The organism is Clostridium caldaquaticum, assembly GCF_023806125.1.
GTDB classification, from domain to species: Bacteria; Bacillota; Clostridia; order Clostridiales; family Clostridiaceae; genus Clostridium_AT; species Clostridium_AT caldaquaticum.
The window spans coordinates 27,071-44,150 of the sequence record NZ_JAMSKT010000002.1; the positions used below are offsets into that span (position 1 = coordinate 27,071).

Here is a 17,080-nt window from a genome sequence, read left to right on the forward strand (position 1 = left end):
CCAAATATTTTTTAGCATACGGACAAAAAATATGTTTTATTACAATAAATTTGGTATAATCATAATAAAAATAACATAATTTATGTATTATATCAAAAATTTTATTCAAAAAAGAGGCATATAGATGGATAGAGAATACAGCATTGATATTTTTAAAGGATTCCTTGTAATGGGGATGGTTTTAGTACATGTTATGCAGTTTTTTTCAGACGGCATGATATATCCGATAATAGATTATTTTATTAATTATGGAAACATAATAACTTTCTCAGGTTTTGTATTTTGTTTTGGTTATGCAGTGCAGATTTCTTATATGAACAAAGATTTTAAGTTTATATGGAAAAAGTTGTTGATAAATATTTTAAAAACATTAATAGCTTTTTATATATCTGGCATAACTTTTAAATTATTTATAGATAAAAGTCCATTTGTTTATAAAACTTTTATAAATGTTTTTATTTTAAAGGATATTCCTGGCTGGTCAGAATTCTTAGCATCTTTTGCATGCTTAAATCTTGTAACTTTAATTTTGTTTTTACCATATAAAAAGTTAATGGAGAATAAAAAAATATATTGGGCAGTTTTTGTGCTTTTATTGCTTACAACTTTCATTCCTTATGAAAACGTTAAAATTAATCAGCTTGGTATATTAATCGGTACAAAAAACTTTGCATGCTTCCCAGTAATTCAGTATATGCCCTTTTACATACTTGGAATGTATTTTAAGAAGTATAATGTAAGTTTTTATATTAATTATTTAATAGGGGCAGGAGCTTTATCAGCAGTACCGATTTTTAAATTTATAACACAAAGAAAGCTTCCAAACAGATTTCCACCTGAACTTGAGTGGATACTAATGCCAATGCTTATATTATATTTATATTACTTAGTATCAAAGTTTTTGGAAAAATACTATTTAATATTAAAGCCGATTATAGTATTAGGACAAAATGCTTTATTTTCAATAGTTTTGAGTAATATGATAATTTTCACTATAAATTCAAAGTTTGAAAGATTACTCTTAACTAGTACTCAGTGTATATATATGAACTTAGTAATTTTAGCAATTTTATATTACTTTATCAAAATTAAGGTTAATAATGGAAAATTGCCTGTGAATATGAATAAAAGCAAATATTTAAGAGTTTAACAGTAAACTTTCTAATATTAAAGTTAATAGGCGTAAATAACATTTACGCTTAAAATAAAAAATATAAAAAATAGGGGGAGTTCTTTATGAACAAGAAACTAAAAAGTATAATAACTCTTACTTTATCAACTGTTATGACTGCTTCTTTACTTGTAGGCTGTGGTTCAAAGACAACTTCATCTGGTGCAGGAGAGAAAAAGTCAGCATCATCTTCTAATAAAGATATTGTATTCTGGAATGTGTTTACTGGGCCTGATGGAGAAAACATGGCTAGAATGGTAGACGCATACAATAAAACTAATCCTAAGATTAAAGTTAAAAATAGTCCTATAGAAGCAGGTGATATGTATCTTAAGCTTCCAACAGTAGTAAGTTCAGGAGATCAAGTTCCAGATGTAACTATAGTTCACGCAGAAAGAATACCTCAGTTTGCAGATAATAATATGCTAATGTCAATTGATAAATATATAACTGCTAATGGAAATATAAAAGCTGAAAATTATGCAAAAGAAGGCTGGAGAGTTGGAGAATACAAGGGAACAAGATATGGAATCCCGTTAGACGTTCACTCCTTTGTAACATATTATAATAAAGACTTAATGGATAAATATGGTGCAGGTGTTTTAGATGATGGAATTATTACAATAGATGAAGCAAAAAAAATTGGTGAAGCAAGCAAGAAAGACGGAATAACTGGTATGGGTATTACTTGGATGAGAGTAAAGTTCCTTTCCTGGTATGCACAATTAGGTGGAAACCTAAGCGAAGATGGAGAAAAGCCATCCTTTAATAATTCTATATCTGAGAAAGTTTTAGGAACAATAAAAGATATGGTTGCAAGTAAGGAAGCTACTCAAGATGGTGAAGATCCAGGACAATTATTTAGATCTGGAAAGCTTGTTATTTGGCCAGAAGGTATTTGGATGCAAAACTCCTTAAAAGAAATAAAGAACTTAAATTGGGGAATGACTCATATGGTCACCTTTGATGCTTCAAAAAAAGTTAACTGGTCTTCGTCACATCAATTTGTAATGTTCAAGAACCCTAAGATGGATGATGAAAGAGCTGCTGCTATTATGGACTTTATAAAGTGGATTGGAGAAAACTCATTAGAGTGGGCTAAGGCAGGACAAGTGCCCGCTTCTTTAAAAATAATGGATAATGAAGAGTTTAATAAGATGCCTCAATCTTTCTTATTAAAGGAAAGCGATAGCCAAAAGATATTTAACTATAAATATTATGGATATGCTGTTGAAGCACTTGATAAAATAGTTTGGGAAACAGTATTTAATAAAATGGAAATAAAAGCTGGTTTAGTCCTAGCTCAAAAAGAAACTGAAGACAGAATTAAAGCTGGCAAATAATCTTACTATATTAAGGATTAAGTTTTAAGGTTTACCTAACACTTAATCCTTTCAATTAAACCTATATTTAAATGATTCGAGGTGAAGAATCCGTGAATAATAAAAAAGTTATACCGTATTTATTTATTATGCCACATTTAATATTGTTTATTATTTTTTTTGTCATCCCATCAGTATTTGGTATATATATATCTTTTACTAAATGGAATATAATGGGGACACCTGTTTTCGTAGGCTTGGATAATTTTAGAGAAATATTAGTTAATAAAGATTCTACCTTTTACACTCAGTTTCATAATGGCTTAGGAAATACTATACAGTTTGTTATTTACAGCGTTCCGTTTTGTATTATAGTACCTCTTTTGATAGCCGTAGCCTTAAATGTAAAACCAAGAGGACATAAGTTTTTTCAAGCACTATTTTATCTGCCTTCATTATTATCAATATCATCAGTAATATTAACCTGGGTATTTTTATTTAACAGAAATTTAGGCCCTATAAATAATATTTTAGGATTAAAGGTTAATTGGGCAGGAATGCAACCTTATGCATGGATTGCATTAGTTTTAATAACTGTTTGGTGGACTATTGGTGGCAACATGGTAATTTATCTTTCTGCACTAGCTGATGTTCCGGTAGATTTTTATGAAGCAGCTTCACTTGATGGAGCAAATGCAATAAAAAAGTTTTTTTATATTACATTGCCAAGTATAAAAAATCAAATTGCATATACATTAGTTATGACAACAATAGCTCAATTTAATATTTATGGGCAACCTTTAATGTTTACTAAAGGTGGTCCTAAGGCTTCAACTTATGTACTTCTTATGTATATAAGAGAAACTGCTTTTGGAACTGGGGAGTCAATAGCGGGTATTGCTTCTGCTATGGCTGTAATGTTAGGACTATGTATCATGGCTGTAGCCTTATTGCAGTTTAGGCTTATGAGACAGAAGAATTAAATTAGGAGGTGATGGTAAAATGAAGTTAATTAAAAAGCATTTAGATAAAACATCAGCTTTTATATTCTTAACATTTATTGGGGTGCTCTGGATAATCCCCATTACTTGGACACTATTATCTTCCTTTAAGGCAGAATCAGAAATACAGACTGTGGGATATAAAATTCTTCCTATAGAATGGGTTATTCAGAACTACATAGATGTTTTAAGTGACACTTCTTCAGCACCAATTGTAAAGTGGTTTATAAATTCATTATTTATTTCTACAACACATACAATTTTAGTTTTAATAATTGCATCTATGTCAGCCTATGCATATTCCAGATTAAATTTTAAGGGTAGAGATGCATTGTTTACACTTCTTTTATCGACAATGATGTTTCCTAGTGTTGTAAATCTCATACCTCTTTATAAAATATCAGATATATTAGGTTGGATAGATAATCCTCTTTCAGTTATTGTCCCTGGATTAGGGGGAGTATTTAATATATTTCTTATAAGGCAGTTCATGCTCGGTATTCCAAAAGAATATGATGAATGTGCAAGAGTTGAGGGTGCTAATGACTTTCAGATATATACTAAAGTAATATTACCATTAATTAGACCTGTTTTAACTGTTGTTGCATTATTTAGCTTTACTGGATCATGGAATGATTTCTTATGGCCTTCTATAGTAATGAATGATATTGATAAGTTGCCGTTAACACCTGGATTAAAGCTTTTGCAAGGTGTTTACGATATCGAAATAGCACACTTAATGGCATCAGCAGTAATTTCAATTATACCTACTTTTATAATATTCTTGTTTGCTCAAAGATACTTCCTAAAAGGATTATCACTATCTTCCGGAGTAAAAGGATAATTATATTAATAAGTTGTAAAATAATAAAACGTAAGGAGAAAAAGTTATGATACATAATTTACCAAGACAAGAATATCCACGCCCGCAGTTTGAAAGAAACTGTTGGCTTAATCTAAACGGAGAATGGAATTTTGATTTTGATGATAATAATATCGGAATAAAAAATGCGTGGTTTGTAAAGCCTGAGTTTAAACAGATTATAATAGTACCATATATCTATCAAAGCAAACTATCAGGTATAAATAACCAGGATTTTCACGATATAGTTTGGTATTCAAAAACATTTGATTTAACTGAAGAATTAAAGGGTAAGAGAATAATTTTAAATTTTGGAGCAGTAGACTATAAGTCTGACATATGGGTAAATGGTACTCATATGATGTCACACGAGGGTGGGCATGTGCCATTTTCAATAGAAATAACAAATATTGTAAAAGAAAAAGATAATTTAATAGTTGTTAGAGTTGAGGATTATACAACTGATTTAGAATTACCTAGAGGAAAACAATACTGGAAGAGAACATCAGAAGGTATTTTTTATACAAGAACAACTGGTATTTGGCAGACAGTTTGGGTTGAAGGAGTGGCAGAAACCTATTTAAATAAAGTATGGATGACTCCAGATGTAGATCGCAAAAAGATTTTTATTGAGTACGAGTTAGATGGAACTTGTCAAAATACTCAGTTAGGAATTACTATATCTCTAGGAGATAAAGTTTTAGTTGATGATAAAATAAAGGTTATAAATGGAAGAGGGAAACGCGAATTTTGGCTGGATCAAGAAATAACAATTGACTGGAATCACCAGGAGTCATGGGTTTGGACACCAGAAAATCCAGTGTTATTTGATATATTATTTACTGTTTATAATAATGATGTTAAGCTTGATGAAGTAAAATCCTACTTTGGACTTCGTAAGGTTTCTATAGTTGATGGAAAATTTATGCTTAATAATAGACCATATTATCAAAAAATGCTTTTAGATCAAGGGTATTGGGAAGATTCTTTGTTAACAGCTCCAACTGATGAAGATTTTGTTAAGGATATAACTCTTTCTAAGAAAATGGGCTTTAATGGGGTTAGAAAGCATCAAAAAATAGAAGATCCGAGATATTTATATTGGGCTGATAAGTTAGGCTTCTTAGTATGGGGGGAAATAGCAAGTGCATATGTATATTCAAGAAAGTATGTAAAAAGAATTACTAATGAGTGGATGACAATGATAGAACGTGATTATAATCATCCATGTATTGTGGCTTGGACACCACTAAATGAATCTTGGGGTGTAGACTGTATTATGAATAATAAGAATGAACAGGCTCATTCAGCTGCTATGTATTATATTACAAAATCTTTAGATAGTACCAGACCAGTAATTTCAAACGATGGATGGGATCATACCAAGTCTGATTTATTTACAATACATGATTATGAGTGGAGAAAAGAAACATTAAAAGAGAGATATTCTTCAATAGAAAATATATTAAAAACTAAGCATTCAGGAAGAGGCATGTTTGCTCAAGGTTGGAGTTATGAAGGTCAGCCGATTATAATATCAGAGTTTGGCGGAATATCTTATCAAAAAGGAAACTGGCAGGGTTGGGGTTATTCCTCAGCAACCTCTGATGAAGACTTTGTAAAGAGATATTATGACGTAGTATCTGCAATCCTTGAATCACCGCTTATTCAAGGATTTGTATATACACAAATTACTGATGTTGAGCAGGAGATAAATGGACTTCTTACCTATGATAGAAAGCCTAAAATAGATGTAGAAATTATAAAGGCTATAAATGAAGGTAAATGGAAGCCATAAGCTGTGAAAGGAGTAAAATAAACATGAATAGAAAATTTGAAAAGAGATTGGCATATTTAGGAGCTTTATGGCAGGTAGCCTCTGGTTTGTATACCATGTTTATCTACTCCATAAAAGTAAGAGGACTAGAAGAAAGTTTGGCTCTTAGTTCCTATAAAGTAGAAACTTCTGCAAAAGTAATGTCAGACAATTTATATATGTTTTCAGTTACCTTTGGAATGTTGTTTATAATAATAGGAGCAGTAAATATTTATCTTATAAGAAAACTTAGTGATAAAAGGCCAGAAACAAAAATTCCAGTATGGTTTTTTGTTTGTGGAATTTTATCATATCTAGTAACTGATTTTATAAGTGCAGCAGCTTTTATAGTGTCAGGGGTTATAACACTTGCTAGAAACAAAGCCATAATAGTATATTATAAAACTTAAAAAGCAGTGTGGGTATTCACACTGCTTTAATAATAAAGAGGCATATTTTAATAAGCTGAGGAGGGATTAAATGCAAAAGGTCTTTAATAAGAATACTATTATTTTGAGTGTTTTACTAATTATATTAGTTGCTATGGCAGCAGGAGGTTGTATTATGTTTCAAAATAAGAAGGTTATGACTGTTAATGTAGATAATTTCGATGATACCTTTAAAAATCCGTTGAATATAAGTAATATTGGAGATCCGTTTGTTTTAAAAGCTTCTGATGGAAAGTATTATTTATATGCGACTTCAGCACAGTATGGATTTTACGTGTGGTCTTCCATCAATATGTTAGATTGGACTAAGATAGGCTATGCTTTTCAAGTAAACGGTGATAACTGGGCTAATAAAGATTTTTGGGCTCCGGAGGTTGTAGAATACAAAGGTAAGTATTACATGTACTATAGTGCAAGGTGTAAGGATAATGGAAGCTTAAGAATAGGGGTAGCTGTAAGTGATAGTCCAACTGGTCCCTTTGTAAACCCTGAAAACAAGCCGATGTTTGATTTTGGTTATGCTGCAATTGATGCAGATGTAATTGTTGATGAAGATGGCAGAAAATATATGTATTATTCAAGAGACTGTTCGGAAAATATTGTTTCAGGAAGGCATGAAAGCCATATTTATGGAATAGAACTAAATGATGATATGCTTTCTGTTAAAGGTGAACCAGTACTTTTAATAAAGCCAGATCAGGCTTGGGAGCTGCAGTCAGGAGAAGGCTGGAGATGGAATGAAGGCCCATTGGTGTTTAAGAAAAATGGAATATACTACATGATGTACTCAGCAAATTTTTATGCTGATAAAAAGTATGGAATAGGTTATGCAGTTTCAAAGACTCCATTAGGACCTTTTATAAAATATGAAAAAAATCCAATTGTAAGTTATGTTGAAACTGAAGATGAAATTCTTGTTTCTGGGCCTGGACATAATTCATTAACTTTATCGCCAGATAATAAAGAATATTACATAGTATATCACTCTCATACAGACGCAGTTGTTGGTGGTGGGAATAGACAAGTATGTATAGATAAGTTAGGTTTTAGAGAAGATGGAACACTATATGTAAATGGGCCTACTATAACACCACAGTTTTTACCTTCAGGACTGTCAAAATATAAAAATATAGCTATTGAAGCTAAAGTTACTGTAAGTTCAATTAAAGAAGGTTTTAGCGCTGATGGTATAAATGACGGAGAAATAGGAGTTAATATACAAAGTGAAAAATATGATTGGGTGACAAATAATAAATTTGGGGAATTCATAAAGCTTCAGTTTGATAAGGCTAAAAAGGTTAATAAGTTATTTATTTACAATAGTACAAATAGTGAAAAAATGGTTTTATCAGGAAGACTAGAGTTCGATAATGGTTATAAAACTGAAAATATTCAGCTTTCCACTAAGCCAGGAGAAGCTACAATAGTAAGTTTTGAAGAAATGGACGTAAAATGGATTAAATTTGTTTTGGAGAAAGGTCAAGATAATTCACAGGAAGCAGGCTTATCTGAAATTATGATTGTTGGGCAATAAAAATTAAGTGCCTTATTTTGAGCAAAATAAGTACTTAAGAAGAAAAAAGGATTAGGGCATTAACAACTCTAATCCTTAAATATTTCAAAAAATTATTATTTCAACTTCCAAGCTATATCGTTTAATCTTAATTCATTTCTAAGGCTAGCTAATTTAGTATCTTTATTGATATGAACAAATTCAATTCCGGTTATTTCAGCCCAGTCAGCTAATTGTTCAGCAGTTACTACATAAGAGAAACTTGTGTGATGGGCTCCACCAGCATATATCCAAGCCTCAGCTGCTTCTTTTAGTGATGGTTCCGGCTTCCAAAGAACACGAGCTACAGGAAGCTTTGGCATGTCCTTTTCAAGTTTAACTGCATTTACATCGTTAACAATGAGACGCATACGTCCGCCTATATCAATTAATGATGCACATACTGCAGCACCTTCTCCGCCGTTAAATACTATACGAGCAGGATCTTCTTTTCCGCCTATTCCTAGTGGGTGAACTTCAATTCTTGGCTTTGTTGCTGCAAGAGTTGGACATACTTCAAGCATATGAGCTCCAAGAATCATTTCATTGCCTGGCTCAAAGTGATAAGTGTAGTCTTCCATTATGGAAGTTCCTTTTCCATCAGCCATTATTTTCATTAATCTAACTAAAGCAGCTGTCTTCCAGTCGCCTTCTGGACCAAAGCCGTAGCCTTCAGCCATTAAGTGCTGTACTGCAAGTCCTGGTAGCTGTTTTAAACCAGTAAGAGTTTGAAAGTTTGTTGTAAAAGCAGAGAAGTTTCCTTCTTCTAAGAACTTTCTTAAACCAACTTCGATTTTAGCCTGGTAACGAACTGCTTCAAGTTTTTCTCCACTCTTTACATCTTCTGCAAAATCATATAATTTTGCGTACTCTGCCATAAGAGCATCTATTTCTTCTTCTGTAACTTTATCAACATATTCTACAAGGTCTCCAATTCCATAACCATTTACAGACCAGCCAAATTTAATTTCAGCTTCTACTTTATCTCCTTCGGTAACGGCAACATCTCTCATGTTATCTCCAAAACGAGCAACTTTTATGCTGCTGCTTTCTGTAAAGGCTGCAGCAGTACGCATCCAAACACCAATACGGTTTACAACTTCAGTGTCCTGCCAGTGTCCTACTACAACTTTTCTAGGCATTCTAAGTCTGGCACCGATGAATCCATATTCACGGTCTCCGTGAGCAGATTGGTTAAGGTTCATAAAATCCATATCTATATTGCTCCAAGGAATATCACGGTTATATTGTGTATGAAGATGTAAAAGCGGTTTTCTAAGTTCAGTAAGTCCAGAAATCCACATTTTTGCAGGTGAGAAAGTGTGCATCCAAGTTATGATACCAGCACAGTTCTCATTTGAATTTGCTTCGATGCAAAGTTTTCTTATATCTGAAGAGTTAGTTAAAACAGGCTTGAAAACAACTTTAAAAGGTATATTTACATCCTCGTCTAAAGCTGCTGCTATTTCAGTGGAATGTTTAGCAACCTGTTCTAATGTTTCAGGTCCATAAAGATGCTGGCTTCCTGTCACAAACCAAAATTCATAAGGTCTTAATTTTATCATAGTAAATTCCTCCTAAATTGATTTAATAATTTATGTATTAAATTTAAAGTTTTTATTTTTGTCCATAATATGCATTTGCACCATGTTTCCTTAAAAAGTGCTTATCTAAAAGTACCTGATTTACTGGGCTTATACCAGGTGTTAAAGCACAGGTATGATAAGCCATCATAGCAACTTCATCAAGAACTACTGCATTGTGAACTGCTTCATGAGCATCTTTACCCCAAGTAAAAGGTCCATGATTGTTTACAAGTACTCCTGGAATGTATATAGGATTTTTACCTATAAAAGTTTCAACTATGACATCTCCTGTATTCTTTTCATATTCACCTTTAATTTCTTCATCAGTCATTTTTCTTGTACATGGAATTTCTCCATAATAGTAATCTGCATGAGTAGTTCCAAGAGCAGGTATACCTTTTCCAGCTTGAGCCCAAATTGTAGCCCATCTTGAGTGAGTATGTACTATACCGCCAACTTCTTTAAAGTTTTTATAAAGAACAAGGTGAGTTGGAGTATCGGAAGAAGGGTTTAATTTTCCCTCGATTTTATTTCCGTCTAAATCTACTACTACTAAGTGTTCAAGCTTAAGTTCCTCATAAGGAACTCCACTGGGTTTTATAACAACTAAGTTATTTTTCCTGTCTATTGCACTTACATTACCCCAAGTATAAGTAACTAAGTTTCTTTTAGGAAGCTCAAGATTAGCTTCTAATACTGCTCTTTTTAATTGTTCTAACATTTAATGTCAACTCCTTACATATATTTTTGTACTTTCTCGTACAATTAGTTCAGGTTTCATTTTTAAGTCGTAGTAGTCTTTTGTTCTATTAATAATGTTGATGATTGCTTTAGCAGCCTCTTCGCCAAGTTTTTCCTTAGGGTGAGCTACAGTAGTGAGTTTAGTCTGGGAAACTAAGGCTAGTTGAGAATCATCAAAACTTACAAGAGATAAATTTTCAGGAATATTTAATTTCTTTTCCCTTATCATATCCATAACTTTAATGGAAACCTCATCGTTATAACAAACTATAGCAGAGCAATCTGTAAGCAGGTTGTTAAATTGAACTGACTGAGGTTTAAAGTTAGCCTCCATATCAGAGGTTTCAAACCAGAGTATTCTTGAATCCGAGCTTCTAAGATTAGCATCTAAATGAGCTTTTTGAAAGCCTGCAAATCTATAGTGTCCTTGTATATCATCAATTTTGAAAATTCCAGCTATATTTACATGACCTAAGTCTATAAGATGCTTTGTCGCTAAGTAACCTGCCTCTACATCATCTTCAACAATAAATGAATAATTAAGCTCTTTATAACAGCCATGAATAAAAAGTATTGGTATGCCTAAATTGCTGAACTTTTCATATAAATCAATGTTAGGGTTAGGTAAAGCACTTTTTGTAGGTTCAACGATTAGTGCTGCAATATTCTGATTAGCAAAATTTTCTAGGCACAGTCTTTCTTTTTCATGTTGATTATATGTGCAGCTTAGTGATATATTGTAACCATTTACTGACAACACGCTATCTATCCCACGTATAATAGAAGGAAAGATATAATCATTTAAATAGGTAGTTATGACTCCGATGGTTTTCGAAGTGTTAACGGTTTCTTCAGGTGACCTATTTACAAAGGTACCTTTTCCTTGAACTTTATAGAGCCAACCTTCGTTTACAAGTTCACCTAAGGCTTGTCTAACTGTATGTCTGCTAATTTCAAATTTTTCAGCTAGTACGTTTTCTGAGTAGATCTTTTCTCCTACTTTTATTTTGTGTGATTGTATAGCTTCCACTATATATTCTTTAAGTTTTTGGTATTTTGGTTTTTCTGTTTCTATCATTAAAATCTACACCTGCTTATCTTATTGTGTTTATACTATAATTATCAGTATTTGTATAATACAATTATATCACCTGTTGCTTGTACGTACAAGTGAAAATATATTATATTTTTTATTTTTTTAGAAGTATTATTGATAATTATTTGATTATACATGAAGAATATCAATAAAATCACTGCATGACAATGATTTTAATATTAATAATTTTAGCTGTAAAAGTTTTAAAATAATATTGAAATCTAAAGAGAAAAAGCTTACAATTATGCTGTGCAATTTATACATGTACGTACAACTATTAAAATAAAGTTTAAAAATGAATTGTTAAATAAATAAATTGGAATGATATAAAATAATATAAAAGGTATGTACTCACGTGGAATAAAGTGTTAAAATAATTAAGGGATATAGAAACGTTTGAGGAAGCCAACAATTTTTTATAGAGCTGCTGCAAACGTATATTATAAATATATTTTATTAAAGGGAGGACTATAAAGATGAAACTATTTATTGACACTGCTAATGTAGACGAGATTAGAGAAGCCAATGATATGGGGATTATTTGTGGAGTAACTACGAACCCATCTTTAATAGCTAAGGAAGGAAGAGACTTTAATGAAGTTATAAAAGAAATAACTTCAATTGTTGATGGACCAATTAGTGGAGAAGTTATAAGTCTTGAAGCCGAGGGAATGATAAAAGAGGGAAGAGAAATAGCTAAAATTCATAAAAACATGGTTGTTAAAATACCAATGACTGCTGAAGGCCTTAAAGCTGTAAAGGTATTATCAAGCGAAGGTATAAAAACTAATGTAACACTTATATTTACTCCGTCACAAGCTTTACTAGCAGCAAGAGCAGGGGCAACTTATGTAAGTCCTTTCCTTGGAAGATTAGATGATATAGCAACTCCTTCTATGGAGCTTATAGAAAAAATCGTTCAAATATTTAAAATACATAATATCCCAACTGAAATTATTACAGCAAGTACAAGAAACCCAATTCATGTTCAAGAAGCAGCAGCAGCAGGTTCACATATTGCTACTGTTCCATTTGCAGTAATTAAGCAAATGCTAAAGCACCCATTAACAGACAGCGGTATTGAAAAATTTATGAAAGATTGGAATGCAGCATTTAACAAATAATAGGAGGAATACATATGAGCAACATTGACAATTTAGCAGTAAATTCCATAAGAATACTTTCAGCAGAAGGAGTAGAAAAAGCAAAGTCTGGTCACCCAGGACTTCCAATGGGAGCAGCACCAATGGCGTATGCTTTATGGTCAAAAAATATGAAGCATAATCCAGCTAATGCTAAATGGGCAGATAGAGATAGATTTATACTATCAGCAGGACATGGCTCCATGCTTTTATATTCTCTATTACATTTATTTGGTTATGGACTTACAATTGACGACTTAAAAAACTTTAGACAAAAGGGAAGTAAAACTCCAGGACATCCGGAATACGGTCACACTGTAGGTGTAGAAATAACAACAGGACCTCTAGGTCAAGGTCAGGCTAATGGAGTTGGTATGGCTTTAGCTGAAAGCTATCTTGCGGCTAAATTCAACAGACCAGGTTTTGAAATAGTAAATCACTATACATATGCACTTTCCGGAGATGGAGATATGATGGAAGGTATAACTGGTGAAGCAGCTTCACTTGCTGGTACTCTAGGTCTTGGAAAGCTTATTGTATTATATGACTGCAATAACATATCTATAGAAGGACATACTGATATAGCATTTAGAGAAAATGTAGGAGCTAGGTACGCTTCTTATGGCTGGCAGATTCTAAATGTAGAAGATGGCAATGATGTAGATGCTATTAGTGCTGCTATTGAAGAAGCTAAAAAAGATACTACAAAGCCTAGCTTAATTATTATAAAAACTGAAATAGGCTATGGTTCTCCAAAGAGTGGTACTGCATCAGTTCACGGCGAACCATTGGGAGCTGAAAATCTTAAGAAAACTAAAGAATTTTTAAAATGGACTTATGAAGAAGAATTCCATGTGCCTCAAGAAGTAAGAGATTATATGGAAACTTTAAAAGAAGCGGGAAGAAAAGCTGAAGAAGATTGGAATAAACTATTTGAAGCTTATAAGAAAGAATACCCAGAGCTTGCAAAAGAGTGGGAAGTATGGCACAGCAGTGAGCTTCCAGTAGATATTTTAAATAATGAAGATTTCTTTAAGTTCAGTGGAAAGATGGCTACAAGAGCTTCTTCAGGAGAAGTTATAAATAGATTGGCTAAGCTTATTCCAAACTTAATTGGAGGTTCCGCAGACCTTGCACCTTCAAACAAGACTTATATGAATGGTAAAGGGGATTTTTCACTTGAGGATAGAACAGGAGCTAATCTTCACTTTGGAGTAAGAGAGCATGCTATGGCAGCTATTGCTAATGGAATCGCTGCACATGGAGGACTAAGAATATTTGTATCTACATTCTTTGTATTCTCTGACTATATGAAGGCATCTATGAGACTTTCAGCATTAATGAAGCTTCCTGTTGTGTATGTTTTAACTCACGATAGTATAGGAGTAGGTGAAGATGGACCAACTCATGAGCCTATAGAGCAGCTTATTTCACTTAGAAGCATACCAAATATGCATGTTTATAGACCAGCTGATTCTAAGGAAACTGCATATGCTTGGTATTCTGCAATAAATAGAAAAGATGGTCCTACATCTTTAATACTTTCAAGACAAAACTTACCGTTATATGAGGAAACATCAAAGGAAGCGTTAAAGGGAGCTTATATACTTAAAGACAGTGAAAAAGAAACTCCAGATGTAATACTTATGGCTACAGGTTCTGAGGTAGAACTAATATATGAAGCTTCTAAAGTATTGAAAGAAAAGGGAGTAGATGCAAGAGTAGTAAGTATGCCTTCTTGGGAAGTATTTGAAGCTCAAAGTGCAGAGTACAAAGAAAGCGTTCTTCCTAAAGCTGTAACAAAGAGATTGGCTGTAGAGGCTGGTTCTTCTTTTGGATGGCATAAATATACCGGTTCCTTTGGAGATATAATTTCAATAGATACTTTTGGTGCTTCTGCTCCAGGAGAAATACTGTTTAAAGAATTCGGATTTACTGTAGAAAATGTGGTAGAAAAGGCTTTAAAATTATAATTTATAAATTTATATTTATATAGATATCCAATTTAATATTGGATATCTATAATTTTTAATGGGAGGGTATTAAATGAGCATTACTAAAAGATTTTATGACAATTCAGCTGCAGGGACTTTAGTACATATATTTACTCTTAAGAATTCAAAAGGAACTACAGTTAAGATAACAAACTTTGGAGGAATAGTAACTTCCCTTATGGTTCCAGATAAAAATGGTAACTTTGAAGATATTGTACTTGGCTATGACAAGCTTTCAGATTATGAAAAGAAGGGACCATATTTTGGTGCAGTTATAGGCCGCTATGCAAATAGAATAGGAAACGCTTGCTTTGAACTTAACGGAGCAGAGTATAGGTTGGATAAAAATGAAGGAGAAAATCATCTTCATGGAGGATTTATAGGTTTTGATAAGGTTGTATGGAATGCTGAAATTGTGACTAGGAACGGAGCTGAAGCTTTGGAACTTGTCTATAGAAGCAAGGATGGTGAAGGAGGATTCCCAGGTAACCTTGATGTTAAAGTTACATATTCCTTAACAGAGGATAATGCTCTTGTAATCGATTATTATGCTGTTTCTGATAAAGATACTGTAGTTAACCTGACAAATCATTCTTATTTTAATTTAGCAGGACATGCATCTGGTAATATCTTAAGCCAAAAGCTTATGATAAATGCTGATAAATTCACCCCTGTAGATAAGGCTTCTATTCCAACAGGAGAACTTGTAGATGTAAAAGGAACTCCGATGGATTTTACAAAAATGAAGACTATAGGACAGGATATAAATGCTGATTTTGAGCAAATAATTTTCACTAAAGGCTATGATCACAATTGGGTGCTTAATACTAATGGTAACCTTAAAGAAAAAGCGGCTGAAGTAATTGATGAGAAAAGTGGCAGAGTCATGGAGGTTTATACAACTAAACCAGGGGTACAGCTATATACCGCTAATTTCTTAGATGGTTCAGAGATAGGTAAAGGGGGAGTGCCTTACTATAAAAATGCAGCTCTATGTCTTGAAACACAGTATTTTCCTGATTCTGTAAATAAAAAGAACTTTCCATCTGCAGTACTTAAAGCAGGAGAGAAATATAATCATACTACCATATATAAGTTTGCTGTATTAAAATAATTAAATATATGATATATTTAATTAAGTAAAAGTTCAAAAAATATAAAAGACAAGCTAAACGGAGTGGGGTTTATGGTTAATTTTAAGAGTATGAGCAGAAAAGAAAAAATAGAATATATATGGGACTACTATAAGCTTCATATTTTTGGAGGGTTAATTTTAATATTTTTTATAGGTTCCTTTATACATGCTCAAGTTACAAGTGTTGAGTATGTTGCTAATTTAACAATAGTTGCAGGGATTACAGATGAAAATAAAAGGGAGAATGCTGAGAAGTCCATTACCAATCTTACAGTTAAAAGCGGAGAAAAAAGAAAACAAGCTTTTATAGATGTTATTCCTATAGTAGATCCTCAAAATCCACAACCAGAGCTTTTGCAAAAGCTTACTGTTAAAATAGCAACTAAAGAAATAGATGTAATAGTTTTGGATAAGAGTATATTCCAATCTTTAATAAAACAAGAGGCTTTTCTAAGATTAGACAGTAATTATGGATTAGAACTGACTTCTATAAAAAATGAAAAAATTGAAGCTGTAAATAATCAAAATAATAAAGCTATCTATGCTGTAAGTGCTGAAGGGATAAAAATTCTTGAAGATATGGGAGTTGACACTAAAAATAAAGTGTTGGCAATTATGAGCAATTCACAACATAGAGAAAATGCGATAATAATATTTAAATGGCTTTTAGGTATTAAATAATAAACCAGTCTAGTTTTCAATATTGAGAACCAGACTGGTTTTCAAATTTTAAATTTTAAACTTTAGAACTAGATGGTGCAAAGCTTAAAATAACTTGCTTGTGTATAAAAAATCTAAGTCTATTTATTTAAAATATTATTAAGCTGTTCTTCTCTATTTTTTTGTTTTTCTTTTGTGTATTCTAAAGTTGTGCTATCCATTCGGTCAGCGTTTGCTTCAATATAACTATTAGTAAATTCATAGTTTCTTTGAAGATTTGAAACTTCATCTACATTAGAATGTTTACCGTTTATAATAATATGTTTTAGATTATCTATGGCTTGTTCTCTTTCCATTTGTATTTCCTCTGAATGTGCTATAGCTTCTGGTCTGGCAATATCAGAATGCTGCTCTAAATGTCTTTCAGTTCTGGTATGTTTTTCTACTAGATTTTCAAGCTGTTCTAATCTCTTAGCATTTTGATCTTTGATATCTGCACTTTTATTAAAATTATTTACTCCGTGATCTTTTTCCTTATGGCTCATGAAAATCC

15 protein-coding genes are annotated in these 17,080 nt (G+C 32.3%); 11 read left to right on the forward strand and 4 right to left on the reverse strand.

Going from position 1 to position 17,080, the window contains the following annotated elements; genetic code table 11:
• Positions 1 to 124 precede the first annotated feature (124 nt).
• From M2651_RS01440 to M2651_RS01470, 7 genes are all read left to right on the forward strand, one after another.
• The gene (locus M2651_RS01440) at positions 125 to 1,150 is read left to right on the forward strand and encodes a hypothetical protein (protein ID WP_252130549.1); all 1,026 of its coding nucleotides are present in this window, start codon (positions 125 to 127) and stop codon (positions 1,148 to 1,150) included.
• A gap of 86 nt (positions 1,151 to 1,236) precedes the next feature.
• Positions 1,237 to 2,514: an extracellular solute-binding protein gene (locus M2651_RS01445; protein WP_252130550.1), complete on the forward strand. Its 1,278-nt coding sequence runs from the start codon at positions 1,237 to 1,239 to the stop codon at positions 2,512 to 2,514.
• A gap of 92 nt (positions 2,515 to 2,606) precedes the next feature.
• Complete coding sequence (locus M2651_RS01450; RefSeq protein ID WP_252130551.1) at positions 2,607 to 3,476, forward strand: carbohydrate ABC transporter permease; 870 nt, start codon at positions 2,607 to 2,609, stop codon at positions 3,474 to 3,476.
• A 19-nt stretch (positions 3,477 to 3,495) separates the two neighbouring features.
• On the forward strand, positions 3,496 to 4,338 hold the full coding sequence (locus M2651_RS01455; RefSeq protein WP_252130552.1) for a carbohydrate ABC transporter permease: 843 nt from the start codon (positions 3,496 to 3,498) through the stop codon (positions 4,336 to 4,338).
• Between the two features lie 46 nt (positions 4,339 to 4,384).
• Complete coding sequence (locus M2651_RS01460; RefSeq protein WP_252130553.1) at positions 4,385 to 6,154, forward strand: glycoside hydrolase family 2 protein; 1,770 nt, start codon at positions 4,385 to 4,387, stop codon at positions 6,152 to 6,154.
• 23 nt (positions 6,155 to 6,177) lie between these two features.
• A complete protein-coding gene (locus M2651_RS01465) occupies positions 6,178 to 6,582 on the forward strand; it encodes a hypothetical protein (protein WP_252130554.1) in 405 nt (134 codons plus the stop codon).
• Positions 6,583 to 6,652: 70 nt separating this feature from the next.
• Entirely contained in the window at positions 6,653 to 8,155 is a 1,503-nt protein-coding gene (locus M2651_RS01470) for a glycoside hydrolase family 43 protein (protein WP_252130555.1), read from the forward strand.
• Positions 8,156 to 8,250: 95 nt separating this feature from the next.
• Here M2651_RS01470 and araA read toward each other — a convergent pair whose 3' ends face one another.
• Genes araA through M2651_RS01485 form a run of 3 tightly spaced genes read right to left on the reverse strand, consistent with a single transcriptional unit; the run spans position 8,251 to position 11,578 of the window.
• The gene (gene araA / locus M2651_RS01475; RefSeq protein WP_252130556.1) at positions 8,251 to 9,738 is read right to left on the reverse strand and encodes an L-arabinose isomerase; all 1,488 of its coding nucleotides are present in this window, start codon (positions 9,736 to 9,738) and stop codon (positions 8,251 to 8,253) included.
• 52 nt (positions 9,739 to 9,790) lie between these two features.
• Positions 9,791 to 10,480: an L-ribulose-5-phosphate 4-epimerase gene (araD, locus tag M2651_RS01480; protein ID WP_252130557.1), complete on the reverse strand. Its 690-nt coding sequence runs from the start codon at positions 10,478 to 10,480 to the stop codon at positions 9,791 to 9,793.
• A gap of 6 nt (positions 10,481 to 10,486) precedes the next feature.
• A complete protein-coding gene (locus tag M2651_RS01485; RefSeq protein ID WP_252130558.1) occupies positions 10,487 to 11,578 on the reverse strand; it encodes a GntR family transcriptional regulator in 1,092 nt (363 codons plus the stop codon).
• Positions 11,579 to 12,072: 494 nt separating this feature from the next.
• Here M2651_RS01485 and fsa point away from each other — a divergent pair, with 494 nt between their 5' ends.
• The 4 genes from fsa to M2651_RS01505 all read left to right on the forward strand — a co-directional run bounded on the left by fsa (position 12,073) and on the right by M2651_RS01505 (position 16,548).
• Positions 12,073 to 12,720, forward strand: coding sequence for a fructose-6-phosphate aldolase (fsa, locus tag M2651_RS01490; RefSeq protein ID WP_252130559.1), 648 nt, complete (start codon positions 12,073 to 12,075; stop codon positions 12,718 to 12,720).
• 14 nt (positions 12,721 to 12,734) lie between these two features.
• Positions 12,735 to 14,711 (forward strand): transketolase, encoded by a 1,977-nt coding sequence (gene tkt, locus M2651_RS01495; protein WP_252130560.1) that lies wholly within the window; start codon positions 12,735 to 12,737, stop codon positions 14,709 to 14,711.
• A 73-nt stretch (positions 14,712 to 14,784) separates the two neighbouring features.
• The gene (locus tag M2651_RS01500) at positions 14,785 to 15,846 is read left to right on the forward strand and encodes an aldose epimerase family protein (protein ID WP_252130561.1); all 1,062 of its coding nucleotides are present in this window, start codon (positions 14,785 to 14,787) and stop codon (positions 15,844 to 15,846) included.
• A 72-nt stretch (positions 15,847 to 15,918) separates the two neighbouring features.
• On the forward strand, positions 15,919 to 16,548 hold the full coding sequence (locus M2651_RS01505; RefSeq protein ID WP_252130562.1) for a hypothetical protein: 630 nt from the start codon (positions 15,919 to 15,921) through the stop codon (positions 16,546 to 16,548).
• 119 nt (positions 16,549 to 16,667) lie between these two features.
• Here M2651_RS01505 and M2651_RS01510 read toward each other — a convergent pair whose 3' ends face one another.
• Positions 16,668 to 17,072: a hypothetical protein gene (locus tag M2651_RS01510; protein WP_252130563.1), complete on the reverse strand. Its 405-nt coding sequence runs from the start codon at positions 17,070 to 17,072 to the stop codon at positions 16,668 to 16,670.
• Positions 17,073 to 17,080 lie beyond the last annotated feature (8 nt).